This window comes from Streptomyces sp. NPDC087440 (assembly GCF_044744005.1).
Lineage (GTDB): Bacteria > Actinomycetota > Actinomycetes > Streptomycetales > Streptomycetaceae > Streptomyces.
The window spans coordinates 807,138-828,783 of record NZ_JBIUXN010000001.1; the positions used below are offsets into that span (position 1 = coordinate 807,138).

Sequence of the window (21,646 nt, forward strand, 5' to 3'; positions counted from 1 at the left end):
CGGCTCACTTGGGCGCCCTCTTCTCCCAGCCCTCGGCCCACAGGTCGAACCGCGCCTGTTGCTGCGGGAACTCGGCCGCCGCCTCCACGTCCAGCTCCACGCCGAGCCCCGGAGCGTACGAGATCTCGAAGCAGCCGGTCTCCGGGTCGACCTGCGGGGCGCCCTTGACGACCTTCTTGATCTCCGCGTCCGCGAAGTCGTTGAAGTGCTCCAGGACCTTGAAGTTCGGTGTGGAGAAACCGAGTTGGAGGGAGGCGGCGGTCAGGACCGGACCGCCGACGTTGTGCGGGGCGATCAGGGTGTAGTGCGTCTCGGCGGTCGCGGCCAGCTTGCGGGTCTCCGCGATGCCGCCGATGTGGCCCACGTCCGGCTGGATGATGTCGGCGGCCTGCGACGCGAACAGCTCGCGGAACTCGATGCGGTCGTGGATGCGCTCGCCCGTCGCGATCGGCAGGTCGACCTTCGCGGCGACCTTCTCCAATGCCTTGAGGTTCTCCGGCGGCACCGGCTCCTCCAGCCACGCGGGCCGGAAGGGGGCCATCTCCTTGGCCAGGCGCACCGCCGTGGAGGGGCTGAAGCGGCCGTGCATCTCCAGCATGAGTTCGGCGTCCGGGCCGATCGCGTCGCGTACCGCCTCGATCAGCGAGACCGCGTACCGGCTCTGCCCGGCGTCCAGTTCGAAGTGCCCGGTCCCGAAGGGGTCGATCTTCAGGGCGCGGTACCCGCGCTCCATCACCCCGCGCGCCGCCTTGTGGTACGCCTCCGGGGTGCGCTCGGTGGTGTACCAGCCGTTGGCGTACGCCTTGACGCGGTCGGTGACCTTTCCGCCGAGCAGCTGCCAGACCGGGACGCCGAGCGCCTTGCCCTTGATGTCCCAGCAGGCCATCTCGACGCACGCGATGCCGGACATGACGATCTCGCCGGCCCGCCCGTAGTCGCCGTACTTCATCCGGCGCACCAGGGCCTCGGTGTCGAAGGGGTCCGTACCGACGACGTGGTGGGCGGCGGCCTCGTTCAGATAGCCGATCAGGGCGTCGGTGTGCCCGAGCATCCGGGTCTCGCCGACGCCGGTCAGCCCTTCGTCGGTGTGCACGACGACGTAGGTGAGGTTGCGCCAGGGAGTTCCTACGACGTGAGGGGTAATGCCCGTGATGCGCACGGAAGTTGCTCCTTCAGGGCCGGGGGGAGGCTGCGGAGTCGTTCGATATTTCGACACGCGTTCGAAATGTTGGCGTGACCGTAGTCAGCGGCCCGGAGGGTGTCAATGGCTTGCACACGGATCTCCCCGACCCCCACTCATTGCCCGTCACGGTCGCCCGGGACTAACCTGCGTTCGTCATACCGGTCAGTGACCGGAATCTCGAACACTCAAGACGCAGAGGGTGGGTGGACGGCCATGGGGCGTCATGTTCCCGCAGTGACCAGGGCACTGGACATACTCGAACTGTTCCTGGAGGGCGACGGCGCGCTCTCCGCCCCGGACATCACCCGCAAGCTGGGCCTGCCCCGCACCACCGTCCACGAACTCGTCACCACGCTCGCGGCCCGCAACTACCTGGTCACCGTCCCCGAGCAGCCGGGCCGCTACCGACTGGGCGTGCGCACCTACCAGTTGGGCAGCCGGTACGCCGAGCAGCTCGACCTCGCGGCCGAGGGTCAGCGGGTCGCCCGCGAGGTCGCCGAGACCTGCGACGAGACCGTGCACGTGGCCGTGCTGGAGGACACCGACGTCATCTACATCGCCAAGGTGGACTCCACCCACGCGGTCCGCATGGTCTCCGCCGCCGGCCGCAAGCTGCCCGCGCACTGCACCTCCGTGGGCAAGATGCTGCTTGCCTCCCTCCCGGAGCCCGAACTCCGGGCCCGTCTCGAAGGCCGCGAGCTGGTCGGGATGACGCCCCACAGCATCACCGACCCCGAAGCCCTCCAGCAGGCGCTCGCCGACATCCGCGCCCGGGGCCTGGCCACCGAGCACCGCGAGTCCAACCCCGACGTGAGCTGTGTCGCCGCCCCCGTCCGCGACAGTGCGGGCCGGGTGGTCGCCGCGCTGTCGGTGTCCGTCCCGATGATCCGGTGGACCGAGGAACGCGGGGCGGAACTGGCCGAGTTGGCCGCCAAGGGCGCCGCCGACCTGTCGCTGCGGCTCGGCCACCGGGGGCGTCGCGCATGACGTCGGGCATGGCGTCGCGCATGACGTCGGGCACACGGGTCGAGGCGGCGGTACGGGAGGGCGCGGCGCTCGGCGAGGGCCCCACCTGGGATCCGGCCGCCGACCGGCTGATCTGGGTCGACGTCCTCGGCTCCCGCGTCCACACCTACGCCCCCGCCACCGGCCGCCGCACCGTCATGGCCACCGAGCAGCACGTGGGCGCCGCGAAACCGGCCGCCGACGGTGGGCTGGTCGTCAACCTCCGTGACGGTGTGGGGAGTTATGCCGCCGAAGGTACCTTCCGCTGGCTGCTGCACGATCCCGTCCCCGGCCGGCGCGGCAACGACGCGGCGGTCGCCCCGGACGGCTCCCTCTGGGCGGGCACCATGCGCTACGACGAGGCCCCCGGCGGCGGCCATCTGGTCCGCATCGACCCGGCCACCACCGAGGCCACCGCCCTCTTCCCCGCCGTGACCGTCAGCAACGGCATCGGCTGGTGCCCGCTGAGCCCGCGCGTCTATTACGTCGACAGCCCCACCCGCCGCGTCGACGTGTGCGACCTGGTGGACCAACTCCCCGTCAACAGAAGGCCTTTCGCCGAGGTCGAACCCGGCGCCGGATTCCCCGACGGCCTCACCGTCGACGCCGAGGGCTGCGTCTGGGTCGCCCTGTGGGACGGCGGCCAGATCCGCCGCTACACGCCCGACGGCCGCCTCGACCGCACGGTCCGCCTCCCGCTGCCCCGCCCCACCGCCTGCGCCTTCGGCGGCCCCGGCCTGCGCGACCTCTACATCACCACCGCCCGCGCCGGACAGCCCCGCCCGCACCCGCTCGCGGGCTCCCTGCTGGTGCTGCCGGACGCGGGCCAGGGCCTGCCGTCCCCCGCCTTCGGGGCGTAGCCGGGGGACGGCAGGCGCGCTCAGACCTCCCTGCGCCCGTCCACCACGCGCGGCAGGTTCAGCGGGTTGGACTCGCGCAGCTCCGGGGGGAGCAGCGCGTCCGGGGTGTTCTGGTACGCGACCGGGCGCAGCCAGCGCTCGGCGGCGGTGCTGCCGACCGAGGTGGAGGTCGAGGTGGTGGCCGGGTAGGGGCCGCCGTGGTGCTGGGCGGGGGCCACGGCGACACCCGTGGGCCAGGCGTTGACCAGGACGCGCCCGGCCAGCGCGGTCAGGCGGGCGAGGAGACCGGCGGCTGTGCCGTCCGTGCCGTCCGCCTCCTGCTCCGAGACGTGGAGGGTGGCCGTGAGGTTGCCGGGAAGGCGGGCGAGCAGGGCCTCCGCCTCGGCCGGGTCGGCGTACCGGGCGACGACGGTCACCGGGCCGAAGCACTCTTCCAGGAGCGGGGCGTGCGCGCCCTCGTCCCGGGCGAGCTCGGCGGCGGGCACGGTGAGGAAGCCGGGGCCCACCGTATGGGCGTCCGGGCCGGGCCCGGGGCGTACCGGAGCCTCCACGTGGGGGAGCCGCGCGCGCTCGGCGACGCCCGCCACGAAGTTCTCCCGCATCCGGTGGTCGAGCATGACGCCCGCCCCGGCGTCGGCGAGCGACTGCCCGAGTGCCTTGAGGAGCCCGTCGCCCGGCTCTCCCGCCGGAACCAGGACGAGCCCCGGCTTCACGCAGAACTGGCCCACGCCCATCGTCATCGACGCCGCGAGACCGGATCCGATCTCCTCCGGCCGTTCGGCCGCCGCAGCTCCGGTCACCAACACCGGGTTGAGCGAGCCGAGTTCGCCGTGGAAGGGGATGGGTACGGGGCGGGCGGCCGCCGCGTCGAAGAGGGCGCGTCCGCCCCGTACCGAACCGGTGAAACCGGCGGCGGCGACCAGCGGGTGCCGGACCAGGGAGACTCCCGCGTCGAAGCCGTGCACGAGGCCGAGAACGCCCGCCGGGACCTGGTGCCCGGCCGCCGCGCGCCGCACAGCGGCGGCGGTCAGCTCGGAGGTGGCGGGGTGGTCGGGGTGGGCCTTGACCACGACCGGGCAGCCCGCGGCGAAGGCGCTCGCGGTGTCGCCGCCCGCCACGGAGAAGGCGAAGGGGAAGTTGGAGGCGGAGTAGACCGCGACGACCCCGAGCGGAATCTTGTAGCGGCGCAGGTCGGGGACGGGCGGGGTGGCGTCGGCGTCCGGGTGGCTGATGATGACGTCGAGGAAGGAGCCTTCGTCGACGGTGTCCGCGAAGGACCTCAACTGGTAGCAGGTGCGGGTGAGTTCCCCGTTGAGCCGGGTCTCGCCGAGCGCGGTCTCGGCGTCGGCCGCCGCCACCAACTCCGCCCGTGCGCTCTCCAGTTCGTCGGCGACGGCGCGGAGGAAGGCGGAGCGCACGGTCCGGTCGGCGAGCGTGGCGCGGGCGTCGTGCGCGGCCCGGACCGCCGCGTCGACGGCCCCGGGGGCGGCCTCGGTCCCGACCTGCTCGCGCCGCTCGCCGGTCCGGGGGTCGACGCTCCAGACGGGCTCGGCCGTCGGGTCGGCCCCGGGGGTGGACGCGGACCCTGCGGGTATTGCTGACACGGTGGCCTCTCCTCGCGCTGCTTGTTCGGCATTTCGAACTGCGTTCAAAATGTCGGATGTTGAGGTAATGGCGGCAGGTTAGGCATGCGGAAGAAGGCCGGTCAAGGGACGCGTGTGCCGCCGCACTGCCGGCTGTCGCGGCCCTGGCCCCTCGCCCTCGGTGCTGGGCGGTCCTCCCTCGCGCGCGGCGACCTGCCTGGCCGGACCAGATCCGCCGGTGCACGGGCGAGGTCATTCCGCGCGTGCGGGAACTGCTGGGCTGAGGCGGCGGCGCGGGGGTGGGGGATGGGGGGCGCCCCCCGCGCGGATTTACGGTCGGTGCGCGTCCAGCAGTACCCGTATCAGCTCGTCCGGCTGCGAGAACATCGGCCAGTGGCCGGTGTCCATCCACACCAGCTCCCAGTGCTCGCTCTCCAGCGCCTTCGCCACCTCCTCCATCAGCTCCTCGCCGTCCAGCAGACACTTGACATACGTCGCCGGGAGCTCGCCCACCGGCCGCTTCAGGACCGCTGGTTCGAGGAGCGAGTCGCCCGGGTGCGGGGTCGAGCCGTCGAGGAAGCGGGCGACCTGGTCGTCGGTCATCCCCTGGCCCTCGCAGTCGTCGGCGGTCAGGCAGGGCCAGCAACCACCGTTCTCCTCCAGCGACTTCACCAGGCGAGCCCGGTGCGGGGACGGCGCGTCGGCGGCGAAGGCCTTCCCGTCCTCCGGAACGTTGGAGTCCACGAAGACCACGCATGCGAGACGGTCCCCTATGCGCTCGGCGGCCTGGCCGACCGGGATTCCCGAGTAGCTGTGCCCCACCAGCACCACGTCGCGCAGGTCCAGTCGTTCGACCTCGTCCACGATGTCCTGCACGTGCGTCTGCTGCCCGGCAGGTCTGCCCTGCTTCTCGGCCAGTCCGGTCAACGTCAGCGGGTGCGCCGCGTGACCCGCCGCACGCAGCCCTTCCGCCACTTCGTCCCACACCCATGCACCGAGCCAGGCGCCTGCCACCAGTACGTACGTTGCCATGCCAGGAAGGTAGCCGGTGGGTCTGACAATCGCCCTCGGCCCGGTGCGGCCCTTCCCGTCACGGCAGGCGTAGACAGTGTCTACGCGAGGTGGTAGACACTGCTCATGGAACTGCGCGCGACACCCTCGCCCCATGCTCCCGACAAGGCGCCTCTGCGGGAGCGGCTGCTCGACGCCGGGGTCGAACTCGTGGAGAGCGGAGGCGTGGCCTCCGTCGGGTTGCGGGAGATCGCCCGCCGGGCCGGGGTCTCGCACGGGGCGCCGCGCCGCCACTTCCCCACCCACCACGCGCTGCTCACGGCGATCGCCCGACGGGGCTTCGCGGACCTCGCGGGGCGCTTCGAGGCGGCCGGGGGCACGGAAGGGACGCCGCCCGAGCGCCAACTGCGATCGCTGGCACGTGCGTACGTCGACTTCGCGCAGGAGCGGCGCGGGATGTTCGAGCTGATGTTCCGTCACGACCTGCTGGCCAGCGACGTACACGCGACGGACCACCGGGGCCCCCGCCTCCGCGAGGAGACGCTTCCCCTGCTGGAGGCGGTGGCGGCCCTGGTCGCCCGGTGCAGGGAGGAGGCAGCGGGGGGCGCGGGTGGGGTGGGCGCGGTGGGGGCGGCGAGCGCCGGGGGAGGTGCCGGAGCTGGGGGAGCCCTCGGAGCTGGGGGAGCCGCCGGAGCTGGGGGAGCGCCCGAAGCTAGGGGAGCCCTCGAAGCTGGGGGAGCCTCCGAAGCCCCCGCCTCCGCACCCCCCACCCCTCACATCACCGCCGCCGCCCTCTGGGCCAACCTCCACGGCATCGCCCAGCTCTGGATCTGGGGCAGCCTCCCGCTCACCCTCGGCGTCCAGCCCTCCGGCCCCGCCCCCCGTGAGCCTGACAATGCCGACGAACCCCTCCAGACCCACGACCCCCACGACCCCCACGACCCCCACGACCCCCACGACCCCCACGACCCCCACGACCCCCACGACCCCCACGACCCCCAAGACCCCCAAGACCCCCAAGACCCCCAAGACCCCCAAGACCCCCACGAGATCCTGGACCGTCTCGTCGCCGCAGCGGTCGACGCCCACCTCGGCCGCGCCCCGCACCAGGCCCACCAGGCCTCCGCATGACCGCCCCCACCGCCCGCACCGGCAGCCGCTCCCCCTGCACCCCCACCCCCACGCCGCCGCCCCTCACCCGCACCCTCGCCCTCATCGTCAGCATCGCCGGTGCCATGCTCGTCGCCCTCGACGGCACCGTTCTCCTCGTCGCCCAGCCCGCCCTGCAACGCGACCTCCATGCCACCCCCGCCCAGGTCCAGTGGACCAGCACCGCCTACCTCCTCTCCGTCGCCGCCCTCCTCGTCGTCGCGGGGCGGCTCGGCGACCGGTACGGGCACACCCGCCTCCTCCTGACCGGTCTCGTCGGCTTCGCCCTCACCTCCGCCGCCATCGCGCTCGCCCCCGGCATCGGCTGGGCCATCACCCTGCGCGCCGCCCAAGGCGTCTGCGCCGCGCTCCTGCAACCCGCCACCCTCGCCCTCCTCCGCCTCACCCACCCCGCCGACCGGCTCGGCGGCCCGATCGCGCTCCGTACCAGCGCGATCGGCGTCGCCGCCGCTGCAGGTCCCCTCCTCGGCGGCGTACTCGTCGCGGAGTTCGGCTGGCGGGCGGTGTTCTGGATCAACGTGCCGGTGGCGCTCCTGGTCGCCGCGCTCACTCTCGCGGTACGGGTCCCCGCCGCACCCCGCACCGGCGGCGGACCCCAGCGCCTCGGCATCCCCGCAGCCGTGCTGCTCGCGGCCGCACTCGCATGCCTGGTGCACGCGCTGGCCGGGGTGCCCGAACACGGCTGGACGAGCGCCCCGACCTGGACCGCCCTCGCCCTGACCGGGGTCGTCGCGACGGTCTTCGTCGTCCACGAACGGCGCACCGCGCACCCGATCGTGCCGTTGGGCGTCGCCCGGACGAGGTCGGTGACGGCCTCGATGGCGTTGCTGCTGATCACGGCGGCGGGGATGTTCGGGGCACTGTTCGTACTGACCTTCTTCCTCCAGTACGTACGGGGCCTGGACCCGCTCGCCTGCGGGGTGCGGGTGCTTCCGATGACGGTGCTGATGGTGCTCGGCGCACCGGTCGCCGCAGGAGCGTTGCGCCGGTACGGGCCACGCCGCACCGCGCTCACCGGAATCGGCCTCGTCGTGCTCGGGATCGGAGCGCTCGCCGGTACGGCCCGGCTCGACACGGCTGCGGCGTGGCCCGCCGAAGGGGTGGCCTTCGGGGTGCTGGGGGCCGGGTTCGCGGCGGTGATGGTGGCCGCCACCGGCACGGTCGTCGGCGACGCACCGCCCGGGTACGCCGGAGTCGTCGGCGGTCTCAAGCAGACCGCCATGAACATCGGCCCGACCCTGGGCATCGCCGTCGCCGCGGGCACCATGGCCCCCGGCGTCTCGGACACCCCGGTCACCACCGCCCTGCTGGTTCTGGCCGGACTCGGCGCCCTGGCCCTGGTCCCGGCGGCCCTTCTGCCGGGGCGTTGTCAGACCCCTGTGCCACAGTGAACGCCATGAACACGATGCCCGACGGCCGCCCCATCCCGCCCCCGCACGCGGACGAACGCACCATGCTGGAAACCTGGTTGGACTTCCATCGGGGGACGCTCGCCCTGAAGTGCCAGGACCTGGACGAGGAGCAGCTACGGACGGCCTCCGTGCCGCCGTCGCCGATGACGCTGCTCGGACTGGTCCGGCACCTGGAAGGGGTCGAACGGCACTGGTTCCAGGAGGTCTTCCGGGGCGAGGACGCCGACCAGCGGGACCTGATGCGCCGGGACGGCGGCTTCGGACTCGACGCGGAGAAGCCGGAGGACGGCGGAATCGCGGCAGCCCTGGACTCCTGGCGCACGACCGTCGACCGCAACCGCGCGATCGTCGCCGCAGCCTCCCTGGACGACCCGGGCCACCTGTCCGGGGCGGAGGCGGAGACGGCCGGGAGCGCGAGCGTGTCGCTCCGCTGGATTCTGGTCCACATGCTGGAGGAGTACGCCCGGCACAACGGCCACGCCGACCTGATCAGGGAGAGGATCGACGGGGTGACGGGACCTTAGGCGCCTCGGATTCTTCGGACTCCCCGGACTCCCGGGACTCCCCGGATTCAGGCGAACGGGCCCTCCAGAGCCGCCCACTGGAGCAGCATGATGGTCTTCGCGTCCGCGATCTCCCCGGTGCGGATCATCACCAGGGCCTCCTTGAAGGGGAGTTCGACGACCTCGATGTCCTCGCCCTCGTCGACCACCCCGCCGCCCTCGGACGTCGCGGACCCCGCCGCGTACGGAGCGGCGAAGAAGTGCACGCGTTCGGTGACCGAGCCCGGGCTCATGTAGACCGCGAAGATCCGTTCCGCCGCGCCGACCTCGTGGCCGGTCTCCTCGGCGGCCTCGCGCCGGATCGCCTCCTCGGGGCTGTTGCCGTCGAGGAGGCCGCCCGCCGTCTCCAGGAGCATGCCGGTGGGGTGCTCATTGACGTACGCGGGCAGCCGGAACTGCCGGGTCAGGAGCACGGTCGCGCGTTCCGCGTCGTACAGCAGGATCGTCGCGCCGTCGCCCCGGTCGTACGTCTCGCGCTGCTGGCGGCTCCAACTGCCGTCCCTGCGCCGGTGGTCGAAGGTCGTCTTGCGCAGGACGTACCAATCGCAGGACAGCACCTCCACGTCCTGGACCCGGACGTCCGGATTGCCGGTGAGGCCGCGGCCGTGGGCGTCGAGGGCGATGCGGCCGCGGCGGTCGGGTACGTCGATGCCGGGAACGCCGGAGCGGTGCTCGTTCACGCGCTGCTCATTCACGCGGTTCTCGTTCACGCGGCGACCGCCGCCGGGATCTCGGCGAGCGAGGTGTAGACCGCCGCGCCCTGTGCCCCGGCCTGCGCGACCATCCGGTCGGCCCCCTCGGACGGACCGCCGATCCGCAGCACCGCGTCGCAGCGGGCGAGGAGCCGCTCGGCGACCGGGTGGAAGATCTCCTCGTACAGGGCGTCGCCCGGGCCGGTGCTTCCGGCGGTCTCCAGGAGCGGAAGCGCCAGCGCCTCGCCCGTGACCGGGAGGTGACCGGCCCGGAAGAGGGCGAGCGCGGTCTCGTTCATGGCGGCCACGTTCGCGTGCAGCCTGGCGGGGTCGTCGCCGGTGCCGGACCGGTAGGGTCCCGCGACCAGGATCATCAGGGGGCGGTGCGTCGCACTCGGGTCTCTCACGGGTCAACTCCTCATACGTAGCAACAGTGTTCAGGCGAGAATCGTGTGCACGCCCGCGTCGCGCAGTGCGGCCAGCGTCTGCGGGCCGTGCGGGTGGGTGGTGGCGTCCTCGGCGGCGGTGTCGGTCACGAAGGTGCCGACCGCGCCCGGCCCCGCGACCCGGCTGAAGGAGCGCACCCCGAGCTTCGTCGCGTCCGCGACCGCGACCGTACGGGCCGACTGGGCGAGACCGACCTGCTTGACGGCGGCGTCGTCCAGCGAGAACTCGGACCAGCCGTGCTCGCCGTGCACCCCGCCGATGGACATCACGAAGCAGTCGAACGCGAGGGCTTCGAGCGTACGGAGCGCCAGCGGCCCGACCAGGGACCGCTCCCCGGGGCGCGACCGGCCCCCGACGACCAGCAGCTCGATGCCGGGTACGTCGGCGAGCCGCACCGCCGCCTGGATGCTGAGCACCGCCACCGTCAGCGGGGCCCGCGCCGCCAGATGCTCGGCGACGTGCACGGTGGTCGTCCCCGCGTCCAGCAGCACCCGCGAACCCGGTTCGACCAGCTCGGCGACCGCGCGGCCGAGCCGGTCCTTCGTCGCGGCCTGCCACGCCTCGCGCGCCGCGAACCCGGCCCCCTCCTCCCGTCTGCGGGTGGCGACCGCGCCGCCGTGCACGCGCTTGACCAGGCCCTGGCGCTCCAGTTCGGCCAGGTCACGGCGCACGGTCATGTCGGAGACCCCGAGCCGGTGGGCGAGCTCGGACACGGAAACCCGGTCGGAGCCCTGGACGAGGCGCAGGGTGAGGTCGAGGCGGTTGGCTACTCCCATGCCGCGATACTCACACAGGTCTGTTCATTTGAACAACAGGATGTGAGATGTGGATCGGGTGTCCGCTCGGGTGACCGTGTGATTCAGGTCAGGACGGAGATCGCGTACGACGTCGCCTCGGCCAGCAGCGCTTCCTTCGGCTCGGCCTCCTGGCCCGGGCGGTCCGTCATGATCGCCAGCACGATCGGTGCGCCCTTGCCGCCGGGCGGCCAGGCGACGGCGACGTCGTTCGCCCGCCCGAAGTCGCCCGTGCCGGTCTTGTGCGCGCAGGTCCAGCCCCGGGGGAGCCCCGCCCGGATGCGCTGCGCGCCGGTCACGGTGGTCAGCAGCCACTCCTTCAACGGGGCGCGCGTGTCGGCGGGAAGGGCGCTGCCCAGCAGGAGGGCCCGGTGGGTGCCCGCGAGGGCGTGCGGGGTGGTGGTGTCGCGGGGGTCGCCGGGGCGGTTGTCGTTCAGACCGGGCTCGTACTGGTCGAGGCGGCTGACGCGGTCGCCCAACTCCCGCAGGAACGCGTTGAATTGCTGCGGGCCGCCGAGGTCGCGCACCAGGAGGTTCCCGGCGGTTCCGTCGCTGTGCCGGACGGCCGCGTCGCACAGTTCGCGGATCGTCATGGTGCCCCCGATGTGCTTCTCCGCGATCGGGGAGATCGAGTTGACGTCGGCCCGCGTGACCGGGACACGCTGGTCGAGGTGGGTGAGCGGGTTGCGGTGCAGGACCGCCGCCGCGGCGAGCGACTTGAAGGTGGAGCAGAACGCGAACCTCTCGTCGGCGCGGTGCGCGAGGGCGGCCCCGGTGCCGGTCGCCAGGGCGTAGAGGCCGAGGCGTGCGCCGTGGGTGCGTTCCAGGGCGGCGAAGCGGGCGCGGTGCTGCTGTACGTCCGAGGGGCTCGGGGAAGAGGTCCCCGCCGACCGCGAGGGGGTGCCCGAACTCCGTACTCCCGCAGGGTCCTTGGACGTACAGCCCGCCAGCGGCCACGCGACCGCCGCCCCCAGCAGCGCCCGCCGCGACACCCCGCCCGACCTGCCGAATCCGCCCGGACCCATACTGCCTCCCTGCTCCCGCACGTCGATGATCAAGCTCGTATCGTGACCCCATGCGTACCCACGAGGTCCAGAACGTCACCCTCCACTACGACGACCACGGCCCCGCCGACGGCCTCCCGGTCCTCCTCGTCCACGGTCACCCCTTCAATCGCACCCTCTGGGCCCCGCAGGCGCGGGAGTTGGCGGCGCACGGCTACCGGGTCCTCACCCCCGACCTGCGCGGGTACGGCGACAGCGCGCTTCCGGCCGACGCGCCGGCGACGCTCCTCCCCACCTTCGCCGACGACCTCGCCGCCCTCCTCGACCACCTCGACCTGCCCGGTGCGGTGGTCGGCGGGGTGTCGATGGGCGGCCAGATCGCGATGGAGTTCCACCGCGGCCACGCGCACCGCGTGCGCGGCCTGGTCCTCTCCGACACCTCCGCCCCCGCCGAGACCGACGAGGGCAAGGCCTTCCGCAACGCCCTGGCCGACCGCCTCCTCGCCGAGGGCATGGCGGGCTACGCCGACGAGGTCATCGACAAGATGCTCGCCCCGTACAACGTCACGGCCCAACCAGCCCTGGCCGAAGCGGTGTTGACGATGATGCGCACCACCGACCCGCACGGCGCGGCCGCCGCCCTCCGGGGCCGCGCCGAACGCCCCGACTACCGCGCGACGCTTACCGACGTGACCGTCCCGACCCTGATCGCGGTCGGCGCGGACGACGTCTACACTCCCGTCGCCGTCGCCGAGGAGATCCACAGCCTGATCCCGCACGCGACCCTCACGGTCATCCCCGAAGCGGGCCACCTCCCCTCGGCCGAACAACCCTCCCTCTTCAACACGGCCTTGCTGGACTTCCTCGCCACAGTACGAAACTGACCATCCCCCCCAGCCCCCTTGAGCGACGGGACCGCCCTTCCCTCTTCCCCTCCAGCCCCCTTGGGCGGCGGGGCCGCCTCACCTCCTCTCCCTAGCCGCCTTGGGCGGCGGGGCCGCCCCCCCCGGGGGCGGGACGGGCGGGCAAGGGGGCGGCCCCTCCCGCTACCGGCCCAGCCCGGTAGCCCCCGGCCCGCCCCCGGAACCGGCCACGCCTTGCCCGGAGCCACCCCGCCCCGCCGGCCGCCGGCCCCCGCCTCAGTCGCCCCGACGCCCCACCCGCCCCGGCAAGCAGAACATCAGCCCCCACATCACGCCGAGCAACCCCCCGACCCACCACAACACAGCCCCGAACGCCTCGCGATGAAGCCCAGCATCCGAAGACCCCTCAGTCGTCGCGAAGAACACCAGCGCCGTCAACGCCGTCCCCACCCCCACCCCCAGATGGAACGCGGTGTTGAACACCCCCGACGCAGCCCCCGCATCCCCCTCCGGAACCCGGGCCAGCGTCAGATCGGCCAGCGGACCGCCGACCATGCCCAGCCCGAACCCGATCAGTACCACCGGAGCGGTCATCGCCAGCAGCGTCACGCCCGCCCCACCTGCCGCCACCTGGAACCCGTAACCCGCCGTCGCAGCCAACGCGACAAGCGCCCCGGCCTGCGGCAACCGGCGGGCGAAGCGCCCACCGCTCTTCGCGGTGACCGTCGCTCCGGCCAGTTCCCCGAAGGAGAGCAGCACGAAGGCCAGGGCCGCGTGGAAGGCGCTCATGCCCAGCCCGTACTGGAGGTAGAGCGACCAGGTCATGAAGAACAGCCCGCACAGCAGACCGTGCATCAACTGCGCGACCGTACCGCCGGAGAACTGCCTGCCCCGGAACAAGGACAGAGGGAGGAGGGCTGCATCGTTCTGCTTGCGCTGCTGATGGCGCAGGAAGACACCGAGCGCGAGGAGCCCGGCCGCGAGCATGGCGAAGCACCACAGCGGCCAGTGGTGGAGGTGCCCTTCGCTGAGCGGGAAGACGATCAGCACGATGGCCAGCGCCGACAGCACCATGCCGGTGAGGTCGATCCGGTCGGCCTTCCGCGCGGCCGACTCGGGGACGAACCTGCGCCCCAGGACGATCACGGCGAGGCCGACGGGCACATTCACCAGGAAGATCGGCCGCCAGGACAGCCCGAACAGATCCGCCTCGGTGAGCAGACCGCCCATCACCGGGCCCAGCACACTGGCGAGCGACATCACGGCCCCGTACAGACCGAACACCTTGCTGCGGTTCTGTCCCGCGAAGGTGACATGGAGGGTGGCCAGGACCTGCGGGATCATCAGGGCCACTCCCACGCCCTGGAGCCCGCGGGCGCCGATCAGCACGCCCGGCCCGGCGGCGAGGCCGCACAGCAGTGAGGCCGTGGTGAACACGACGGTGCCGATGAGGAGGACGCGACGCCGGCCGTAGAGGTCGCCGAGGCGGCCGCCGGTGATCAGCCCGACGGCGATGGGCAGGGAGTAGCCGGTGGTCAGCCACTGCACGGCGGCAGGTCCGGCGCCGGTGGACTCCTGGATCGCGGGCAGGGCGGTCAGGACGACCGACTGGTCGATCAGGTCCATGAGCTCGGCGCTCAGGAGGACCAGGAGGGCGATCCAGGCGGTGAGGCCCATCGTCGACAAGCCGGGAGCTGGGGATGGGGATGGGGTGGTGTGCTGCGGCTCGTTGCCGAGCGCGGAGGAAGACACGACGGAGAGACTCCTGATCCGGAGGAATCGGGGAGCCCTGCCGACAGGCGTACCGGGGCCGGAAAACACGGAACCCGGGGCAGCCGGCAGAGCTGCACCCGGGAGGGGTGACGCAACTCAGGCCAGTGCGACGTCCGCTCCAGGACACGTGCGACGACACAGCACGTGGGGAACGCGGACGGCTACTTGGCCCGGTTAATAGGTCGTCACCTCGGGATCGAGACAGAAGGAACACAGCAGGAACAGGGAATCCGGTCGCCGCCACCGACGTGTCGGGACAGGGACGGTGCCACCGTACGTCACCCGAGAGCCCCGCCGCACACGAATATCGCCCTGAACGACCTGCCGCCGGGCCGACGCCGAGCGGGCCCAGGGCTCCCCGAGGGCTCCCCGAGACTCCCCCCGAGGGTTCCCGGGAACCTCGGAGACCCCTTCCTCCCCCTGTCCAGCATTCTCCGGGCGGCTTTGGTGAAAATCTTTCGAAGAAAGATTGCCTCTGCCGAGAGTGAACACGCGTTCGCGGGCAAGGCTCGGGTGGGAGACGACCGTGACCCGAGGAGGAACTGTGATGCTGTCAGCCCCCACCACCACTACCGTCGTGGCACCGGCCGACACCGGTTCGCAGTCCCAGGAGTCGGCCCGCCCCGCCGAACTCCCGCACATCGCGCACCCCACCGCTGTCGCGCCCAAGGACGCCCGCCAGCTGTCCAGGCTGTTCCTGGACCGGCTGCAGGAACTGGAAGAGGGCACGCAGGAGTACCAGTACGCGCGCAACACGCTCATCGAGATGAACCTCTCGCTGGTGAAGTTCGCCGCGCGCCGCTTCCGCAACCGGGGGAGCGGTGACCTGGAGGACATCATCCAGGTCGGCACGATCGGCCTGATCAAGGCGATAGACCGGTTCGACCTCACCCGCGAGGTCGAGTTCACCTCCTTCGCGATCCCCTACATCACGGGGGAGATCAAGCGCTTCTTCCGCGACACCACCTGGGCCGTGCACGTGCCGCGCCGCCTCCAGGAACTCCGTACGGAACTGGCCAAGGCCAAGGAGCAGCTCGCCACCGTCCTGGACCGCGACCCCACCGTCGCCGAACTCGCCGAGCTCCTGGAGCTCACCGAGGCCGAGGTCACCGACGGACTCGTCGCCGCCAACGGGTACACGGCCGGCTCCCTGGACCTCCCCGCCGAGACCGGCAACGACAACAACTCCAAGTCCGCCGTCTCCTACGCGGACTTCTTCGGCGCGGTCGACCCCGGCATGGAGCTCTTCGAGGACCTCCACACCCTGGCCCCGCTGCTCTCCCAGCTCTCCGACCGCGACCGCCGCATCCTCTCGATGCGCTTCGGCCAGGAGCTCACGCAGGCCGAGATCGGCCAGGAACTGGGCATCTCCCAGATGCAGGTCTCCCGCCTCCTGACCCGCATCCTCGGCCAGCTGCGCACCGGAATGCTCACCACGGCCTGAGGGACATCCTGACGGCTCCCCGACAAGGGCCAAAGGTTAACTCACGGGTACTTAACGGGCCTTCCGCGTAATCTCTGTTCACCGTGCGTGTCACGGGCGACACAGTCTGACGCAAAACCGTCGGTGTGGCGCGCGTGAAAGAGGGGAAGTCGCACCAAGAGCATGCGTACCAGGCGTAGGCGTGCCACCACCTGACGCACGCGACGCAAGCGACGCATGCCACAACCCCCGCAACCTGCGGCAAGACAGCCAAGACAGCCAAGACAGCCAAGACAGCCAAGACAGCGAAGAAACAGACACAGGCGACACAGGAACACAAAACTCAACAAGACAAGAAGAAGGGGAACCCCTACATGCTGGTGCCCGACCCGAAGGTGCTGCGCACGCTCCTCACGCGCTACGCGGAGAACCGGTTCGCCCACGCCCAGAACCCGACGCCGGAATCCCGGCAGGCGCTGGACGACGTCACGTACACGCTGTGCGTGACGACCTCGACGAAGTCCATCGAGGCGGCCCTCGCGTCCGCCGACGCCCTGCTGGCCCGCACGTGCTGCGCACGGGCCACGGACACGCCGGAATCGGTCACGGTCCCCGCGCAGAACGCGCAGAACACACCGAGCGCGCGGAAGCTCTCCCGGGCAGACCTGGCAGCCTGACGCACCGCTTGACGCACCGCTTGACGCACCGCTTGACGCACCGCTCGACGCACCGTTCGACGCGCCAAAGGGAGGGCCCGGGGCACCGCCCCGGGCCCTCCTCCCTCAGGGCTCTTCGTCCGGGGTGATCAGGCCGCGGGAGACCGCCGTCATCACCGCTGCCGTGCGGTCGTCCACCTCCAGTTTTCCGAAGATGCGCAGCAGGTGGGTCTTGACGGTGGCCTCGCTGATGAACAGGGCCGAGCCGATCGCCGCGTTCGTCAGGCCGCGGGCGACCAGGCGGAGGACCTCCGTCTCGCGGGCGGAGAGCGCGGTGCGTTTCGGGGTGCGCAGATGGCGGGTGAGGCGGGCGGCGACGGAGGGGGCGAGGATCGTTTCGCCGGAGGCGGCGCCCCGTATCGCCTGGAGGAGTTCGGACAGGTCGGCGTGCTTGAGGAGGTAGCCGGTTGCGCCCGCCTCCACCGCGGCGAGGATCTGGTCGTCGCTGCCGTACGTGGTCAGGACCAGGACGCGGCTGGCGGGCCGCTCGGCGGTGATCCGGGCCGTGGCACTCACCCCGCTGCCGGGCATGCGCAGGTCCATCAGGACGACGGCGGGACTCAGGGCGTGGGTCAGCGCGAGGGCCTCGTCGGCGTTCACGGCCTCGCCGACGACCTCGATGTCGGGCTCCCCGGCGAGCATTCCGCGCAGGCCCGCCCGTACGACCGGGTGATCGTCGGCGATGAGGACGGTGACGGGATTCAACGGGGGACCTCCACGTGAAGGGTCGTGCCCCGGCCGGGCTCTCCGGTCAACTGGCGTGTACCGCCGACCTGTTCGACGCGGCGGAGCATGCCGGTGAGGCCGTAGCCGGGGGAGTCGTCGGGGGGTGCGGTCAGGCCCGTGCCGTCGTCGCGCACCTCCACGGACGTATGGGAGCGCGTGTACGTCAGGGACACGTCGGCCCGCGTCGCCCGCGCGTGCTTGCGTACGTTGGACAAGGCCTCCTGCGTCGTACGGAGCAGGACGACTTCGAGGGCGACCGGCAGCGGTTCGGCGTCGCCGGTCAGGGTGAAGGACGTGGTCAGGGGCGTCCCCTCGGCGGCCCGGGCGGTCAGCCTGCGCAGGGCCTCCGGGAGGGAGGCCGCGTCCAGGGCCGCCGGGCGCAGCGCCTCCACCAGCGCGCCCGCCTCCGCGAGGGACTCGCGGGCGGTGCGGGCGACGAGGTCGAGCTGCTCGCGGGCCCGGGTCATCGACTCGGCCTGTCCGGGCGGGAGTTGATCCACCCGGGAGAGGGTGGCGGCCGTGGCCTGGGTCAGCATCACGATGCTGCTCAGGCCCTGCGCGATCGCGTCGTGGATCTCCCCCGCGAGGCGCTCGCGCTCCGCCGCGACCCCGGCCTGCTCGGCGGCCGCCGCGAGTTCACCCCGGGTGGTGGTCAACTCCTCGATGAGGGCAGCCCGTTCGGTGCTCTGGTCGATGATCCGGTGCACCCACGTCCCGCACAGCACCGAGAACGCGATCACCAACAGCGCGGTCGGCCCCTGGGCGGCCACCCCCCGTACCAGGGAAGCCGTGCGCACGACCTCCGCCACCAGTGGCACCAGCGCGAACACCACGACCGCCGCCGTCGCGAGCACCGGCCGCAGCGTCCAGTACACCTGCGGGACGACGATCACGAGCGAGAGCGACGCGGCGGGGGCCAGCACGACCGCCGCCGCGAAGAGGGCGAGGAGCGCGGCCAGATACACCGCGCCGCGGCGGCCGGCCCCCGTACCGGCCGCCGCCTGTGGCGTACGCATCAGACGCCTGCCGTACGTCACGTACCAGCCGGCCCCGCCGAGCAGGGCGCAGACGGCGAGGGCCGGGCTGCGCGCGGTGGGGTCGTCCAGCGTGAGGACGAAGACCAGGCAGGCCAGGAGGGCGGTGGAGTAGAAGGCGTCCCAGGAGAGATAGCCCCGCAGCCAGGCGTGCGGACCGCCGGACGCGGCGCGTGTCCTCATCCCCGGCGGGTCCGCCTGCGGAAGGTCAGCAGGCACAGCACCAGACCGCCCGCGCACCAGGCCGCCAGCACCAGTGCCGTCCGCCCCGGCTCCCACGACCCCGCCACCTCCTGGAACGTCATCTCGTCCGGCAGGAACACCGAACGGAAGCCCTGCGCCATCCACTTGAGCGGAAACACCGAACCCAACTCCACCAGCGGGGACGGCAGGTTGGTGATCGGGTTGACCAACACCCCGGAAATGAACTGTAGTCCGATGAAGGGCAGCATGATGATCGCGGAAGCACTCTTCGCGGACCGCGCCAGGCTCCCGATCGCGATGCCGAGCAGCGCGCACGACACCACCCCCAGCAGGAACACCCAGCCGAACGTCAGCCAGCGGCCCGGTTCCGTGGGCAGGGCGAGGCCGAAGAAGCCCCGTCCGACGGCGAGCAGCAGTACCACTTCGGCCAGGCCGACCAGCAGGACCAGCAGCACCTTGCCCAGGAAGTACGAGGTCAGCGGGGTCGGTGTGCCGTGCAGGCGCTTGAGGGTGCCGTCGTCGCGGTCCTGCGCGATGCCGTTGCCGAGGCCGACGAACGTGGCCGACATGACCCCGGCGGCGATCATGCTCGCGGCGAAGATCTGCCCCGCGCCGACGTCCGTGCCGGGGACGGTGTCCCGGTAGATGCTCGCGAGAAGGACGAGCATCACCACCGGGAGCGAGAAGGTGAAGACGACGGCGTCCTTCTCCCGGAAGAACTGACGGAGTTCGAGGCCGCCGCGGGAGAGGCCGATGCGGGTGGGGGAGGGGAGCGGGGTGTTGCTCGTGCTGCCTGCGCTGCTCATGCTGAGGCCCTTCCGGTGACGTCGGCGTCTTCGATCATGCGGAGGTAGATGTCCTCCAGGCTCGGGCGGTGCACCGAAAGGCCCTCCACCCGGCCGGAGTTGTGCACGGCGAGCCGGAGGAGTTCGGCGACCAGCCGGTCCGGGTCGGCGGTCTCGCGTCGCATCTCCCGCCCGTTCTCCCGCCAGCTGACCACTGCTGCCGCTTCCGCCCGGCCGCCGAGGGTGCGGGGTTCGCCGAGCGCCTTGACGCGGCCCCGGTCGACCACGGCGACCCGGTGCGCCAGGGCCTCGACCTCGTCGAGGTAGTGGGTGGTGAGCAGGATGGTCGTGCCCCCGGCGGCGAGGCTGCGGATCAACTCCCAGAACCGGGCGCGTGCTTCGGGGTCGAAGCCGGTGGTCGGCTCGTCCAGGAAGAGCAGCTCCGGATCGCCCACGATCCCGAGCGCCACGTCCACCCGGCGCCGCTGCCCGCCGGACAGCCGTCCCACCCGCTTGCGGGCGTGCTCGCCGAGACCCACCTGCTCGATGACGGCCTCCGGGTCGCGGGGTCGGGGGTACGTCTTCGCGAAGTGGCCCACCACCTCACGTACCGTCAGATCCGCCGCGTCGCGCGCCTGCTGGGACACGATCCCGATCCGGCCGCGCCAGGCCCGCCCGGCCCGGGCCGGGTCCTCGCCCAGCACGGATACGCTGCCGCCGTCCCGGGACCGGTGACCCTCCAGGATCTCGACGGTGGTGGTCTTGCCCGCCCCGTTGGGCCCGAGGAGGGCGAAGACCTCGCCGTACGCGATGTCCAGGTCCAGCCCGTACACGACGGGAGTGCGACCGTACCGCTTGGTCAAGTCCCGTACCCTCACTGCCGTTTCAGCCCTCTGTGGAGTCATGGGGGAATCGTGCCGGGCCGGGTCCGCGGCCAGTAGCGACCCGAGGACGGAACCGGGTGTCGGCCGATCGGTGGACACGGGGGCGGGCAGGGTAGCGTGCTTGCCACGGCACAGGTGATCAAGGAGTGGAGTCCCTGATGAGTCGGGCGGAACACGGGATCTGGGAGATCTCGGCGGTCATGGAGGCGGGGGCGCTGGTGCCGTACACCGAAGCGGCCCACGCCCACCCGGTGCCGCACACCCTGCACACCCTGATCTGCGCGGAGGAGTCCCACCCCGGACCCTGCCCGTACGCCTGGTCGTCCGGGCACGGGCACGTGCGGGCGGCGGTGGACCGGGCGGAGGCCGAGTTCGGCGAGGACTGCGACCTGACGGGCCTCCCGGTCGAGGCGACGCTGACCTTCTACGCGACCGGGGAGGAGGCGGCGGCACTGCTGGAGCGCGCCCGCACCGCCCTGCGCATCGACCCGTCCGGCGTCTGCGCCCTCACCGGCGGCCCGGTCACCCTCGAACTCCGCGACCTCAGCGCCACCGACCCGGGCTGGAGGTCCACGTACGACCACCTCGTCGAACAGCACCGCATCGAACACGGCACCAGCACCGACCACTGACCACTACCTTCCTGAAGGAGTCCACCGTGCACCACCACATAGACCGCCCCGCGGGATCGCCCCCGGTCCGGGGATACAGCCACGCGGTCGTGTTCAGCGGCCGGACGGTCGCGATCTCGGGACAGGTTCCCCTGGACGCGGAGGGCCAACTGGTCGGGAAGGGGAACGCCGAGCTCCAGACCCGGCAGGTCTTCGAGAACATCCGGACCGCGCTCGAAGCGGCGGGCGGCCGCATGACCCAGATCGTCAAGCTGACGGTCTTCCTCACCGACCTCGCGGACCTGGACGCCTTCCGGCGCGTACGGGACGAGTTCCTGGGCCACGAGCAGCTTCCGGCCTGCTCCCTGGTGCAGGTCAGCGGGCTGGTGAACCCGGAGTTCCGGATCGAGGTCGAGGCGCTGGCGGCCATCTGAGGACGACGGCCCAGGGGAGGGCGCGAGGCGAACTCAATTCGGTTCCCCGGTCCTTCAGTCCCTCCCGGGCCCCTCAGTCCCTCCGGCCGCTCTGCCACACTGGCGGCTCCGGAGTCGGTCTCCGGGGCCATGGGAGGGCAGCGGCATGGACGTACGGGACCTGCGGAACGTGCGGGTGATGGGGGCGGCGGACGAGACGGCGGCTGTGAGCACGCCGCTCACCCCCGACGAGGAACGCCGCGCGCACGCCACCCTCTTCACCGAGCTCGGCAACGCCCTCGCCGACCGTGGCTGGACCACCTTCCCCGCGTACAGCCCGGCGGAGCGCCTCCGCCTGGTCCGCGTCGGCGAGGCGCTCGCCGCGCACTGGGGGATTCCGGTGCGCGTCGAGCCCGTCGGCCCCGGTCGGATGCGGCTCTCGCTCGCGGGGTACGAACGGGGGCCGGCCGGCGAGCGGCGCGTGGGCTGA

Annotated in this window: 22 protein-coding genes and 1 pseudogene; 11 read left to right on the forward strand and 12 right to left on the reverse strand. The window is 72.2% G+C overall.

Annotated elements, in window-relative coordinates; all coding sequences use genetic code 11:
• Positions 1–4 precede the first annotated feature (4 nt).
• Complete coding sequence (locus ACIO3O_RS03610; RefSeq protein WP_401741397.1) at positions 5–1,159, reverse strand: mandelate racemase/muconate lactonizing enzyme family protein; 1,155 nt, start codon at positions 1,157–1,159, stop codon at positions 5–7.
• 237 nt (positions 1,160–1,396) lie between these two features.
• Here ACIO3O_RS03610 and ACIO3O_RS03615 point away from each other — a divergent pair, with 237 nt between their 5' ends.
• Together ACIO3O_RS03615 and ACIO3O_RS03620 are read left to right on the forward strand one after the other, a co-directional pair.
• A complete protein-coding gene (locus tag ACIO3O_RS03615) occupies positions 1,397–2,170 on the forward strand; it encodes an IclR family transcriptional regulator (protein WP_401741399.1) in 774 nt (257 codons plus the stop codon).
• A 20-nt stretch (positions 2,171–2,190) separates the two neighbouring features.
• A complete protein-coding gene (locus tag ACIO3O_RS03620) occupies positions 2,191–3,048 on the forward strand; it encodes an SMP-30/gluconolactonase/LRE family protein (protein WP_401741400.1) in 858 nt (285 codons plus the stop codon).
• 20 nt (positions 3,049–3,068) lie between these two features.
• Here ACIO3O_RS03620 and ACIO3O_RS03625 read toward each other — a convergent pair whose 3' ends face one another.
• The gene (locus ACIO3O_RS03625) at positions 3,069–4,643 is read right to left on the reverse strand and encodes an aldehyde dehydrogenase (NADP(+)) (protein ID WP_401741879.1); all 1,575 of its coding nucleotides are present in this window, start codon (positions 4,641–4,643) and stop codon (positions 3,069–3,071) included.
• Between the two features lie 318 nt (positions 4,644–4,961).
• Positions 4,962–5,663, reverse strand: coding sequence for an alpha/beta fold hydrolase (locus ACIO3O_RS03630; RefSeq protein WP_401741403.1), 702 nt, complete (start codon positions 5,661–5,663; stop codon positions 4,962–4,964).
• Positions 5,664–5,768: 105 nt separating this feature from the next.
• On the opposite strand from ACIO3O_RS03630, the pseudogene ACIO3O_RS03635 reads away from it, so the two are divergent.
• From ACIO3O_RS03635 to ACIO3O_RS03645, 3 genes and pseudogenes are all read left to right on the forward strand, one after another.
• Positions 5,769–6,497, forward strand: a pseudogene (locus tag ACIO3O_RS03635) (TetR/AcrR family transcriptional regulator); the annotation flags it as partial.
• Positions 6,498–6,769: 272 nt separating this feature from the next.
• On the forward strand, positions 6,770–8,203 hold the full coding sequence (locus tag ACIO3O_RS03640) for an MFS transporter (RefSeq protein WP_401741405.1): 1,434 nt from the start codon (positions 6,770–6,772) through the stop codon (positions 8,201–8,203).
• A gap of 5 nt (positions 8,204–8,208) precedes the next feature.
• The gene (locus ACIO3O_RS03645) at positions 8,209–8,748 is read left to right on the forward strand and encodes a DinB family protein (RefSeq protein WP_401741406.1); all 540 of its coding nucleotides are present in this window, start codon (positions 8,209–8,211) and stop codon (positions 8,746–8,748) included.
• Positions 8,749–8,795: 47 nt separating this feature from the next.
• On the opposite strand, the gene ACIO3O_RS03650 is transcribed toward ACIO3O_RS03645, so the two are convergent.
• The 4 genes from ACIO3O_RS03650 to bla form a co-directional block, all read right to left on the reverse strand.
• Positions 8,796–9,482 carry an NUDIX domain-containing protein gene (locus ACIO3O_RS03650; protein WP_401741408.1) on the reverse strand — a complete coding sequence of 229 codons (687 nt, stop codon included), beginning with the start codon at positions 9,480–9,482 and terminating at the stop codon, positions 8,796–8,798.
• A gap of 11 nt (positions 9,483–9,493) precedes the next feature.
• Positions 9,494–9,853, reverse strand: a complete 360-nt coding sequence (locus ACIO3O_RS03655) for a DUF4406 domain-containing protein (protein WP_401741881.1) — start codon at positions 9,851–9,853, stop codon at positions 9,494–9,496.
• A 63-nt stretch (positions 9,854–9,916) separates the two neighbouring features.
• Entirely contained in the window at positions 9,917–10,702 is a 786-nt protein-coding gene (locus ACIO3O_RS03660) for a DeoR/GlpR family DNA-binding transcription regulator (RefSeq protein ID WP_401741410.1), read from the reverse strand.
• An 83-nt stretch (positions 10,703–10,785) separates the two neighbouring features.
• On the reverse strand, positions 10,786–11,745 hold the full coding sequence (gene bla, locus ACIO3O_RS03665) for a class A beta-lactamase (RefSeq protein WP_401741884.1): 960 nt from the start codon (positions 11,743–11,745) through the stop codon (positions 10,786–10,788).
• A 50-nt stretch (positions 11,746–11,795) separates the two neighbouring features.
• Here bla and ACIO3O_RS03670 point away from each other — a divergent pair, with 50 nt between their 5' ends.
• Positions 11,796–12,608 (forward strand): alpha/beta fold hydrolase, encoded by an 813-nt coding sequence (locus tag ACIO3O_RS03670; protein ID WP_401741412.1) that lies wholly within the window; start codon positions 11,796–11,798, stop codon positions 12,606–12,608.
• 255 nt (positions 12,609–12,863) lie between these two features.
• On the opposite strand, the gene ACIO3O_RS03675 is transcribed toward ACIO3O_RS03670, so the two are convergent.
• Positions 12,864–14,339 (reverse strand): MFS transporter, encoded by a 1,476-nt coding sequence (locus ACIO3O_RS03675; protein ID WP_401741414.1) that lies wholly within the window; start codon positions 14,337–14,339, stop codon positions 12,864–12,866.
• A 571-nt stretch (positions 14,340–14,910) separates the two neighbouring features.
• On the opposite strand from ACIO3O_RS03675, the gene ACIO3O_RS03680 reads away from it, so the two are divergent.
• Positions 14,911–15,804: a SigB/SigF/SigG family RNA polymerase sigma factor gene (locus ACIO3O_RS03680; RefSeq protein ID WP_401741887.1), complete on the forward strand. Its 894-nt coding sequence runs from the start codon at positions 14,911–14,913 to the stop codon at positions 15,802–15,804.
• 353 nt (positions 15,805–16,157) lie between these two features.
• A complete protein-coding gene (locus tag ACIO3O_RS03685; RefSeq protein ID WP_401741416.1) occupies positions 16,158–16,460 on the forward strand; it encodes a DUF5133 domain-containing protein in 303 nt (100 codons plus the stop codon).
• 105 nt (positions 16,461–16,565) lie between these two features.
• Here ACIO3O_RS03685 and ACIO3O_RS03690 read toward each other — a convergent pair whose 3' ends face one another.
• Genes ACIO3O_RS03690 through ACIO3O_RS03705 form a run of 4 tightly spaced genes read right to left on the reverse strand, consistent with a single transcriptional unit; the run spans position 16,566 to position 20,153 of the window.
• Entirely contained in the window at positions 16,566–17,204 is a 639-nt protein-coding gene (locus ACIO3O_RS03690; protein WP_401741418.1) for a response regulator, read from the reverse strand.
• Entirely contained in the window at positions 17,201–18,442 is a 1,242-nt protein-coding gene (locus tag ACIO3O_RS03695) for a sensor histidine kinase (RefSeq protein WP_401741420.1), read from the reverse strand. The genes ACIO3O_RS03690 and ACIO3O_RS03695 overlap by 4 nt, the downstream gene beginning before the upstream one ends.
• Complete coding sequence (locus ACIO3O_RS03700; protein ID WP_401741423.1) at positions 18,439–19,269, reverse strand: ABC transporter permease; 831 nt, start codon at positions 19,267–19,269, stop codon at positions 18,439–18,441. The genes ACIO3O_RS03695 and ACIO3O_RS03700 overlap by 4 nt, the downstream gene beginning before the upstream one ends.
• On the reverse strand, positions 19,266–20,153 hold the full coding sequence (locus ACIO3O_RS03705; protein ID WP_401741425.1) for an ABC transporter ATP-binding protein: 888 nt from the start codon (positions 20,151–20,153) through the stop codon (positions 19,266–19,268). The genes ACIO3O_RS03700 and ACIO3O_RS03705 overlap by 4 nt, the downstream gene beginning before the upstream one ends.
• Before the next feature lie 137 nt (positions 20,154–20,290).
• On the opposite strand from ACIO3O_RS03705, the gene ACIO3O_RS03710 reads away from it, so the two are divergent.
• The 3 genes from ACIO3O_RS03710 to ACIO3O_RS03720 all read left to right on the forward strand — a co-directional run bounded on the left by ACIO3O_RS03710 (position 20,291) and on the right by ACIO3O_RS03720 (position 21,646).
• Complete coding sequence (locus tag ACIO3O_RS03710; RefSeq protein ID WP_401741428.1) at positions 20,291–20,764, forward strand: hypothetical protein; 474 nt, start codon at positions 20,291–20,293, stop codon at positions 20,762–20,764.
• Between the two features lie 26 nt (positions 20,765–20,790).
• Entirely contained in the window at positions 20,791–21,177 is a 387-nt protein-coding gene (locus ACIO3O_RS03715; protein WP_401741430.1) for a RidA family protein, read from the forward strand.
• Positions 21,178–21,322: 145 nt separating this feature from the next.
• Positions 21,323–21,646, forward strand: a complete 324-nt coding sequence (locus ACIO3O_RS03720; protein ID WP_401741433.1) for a hypothetical protein — start codon at positions 21,323–21,325, stop codon at positions 21,644–21,646.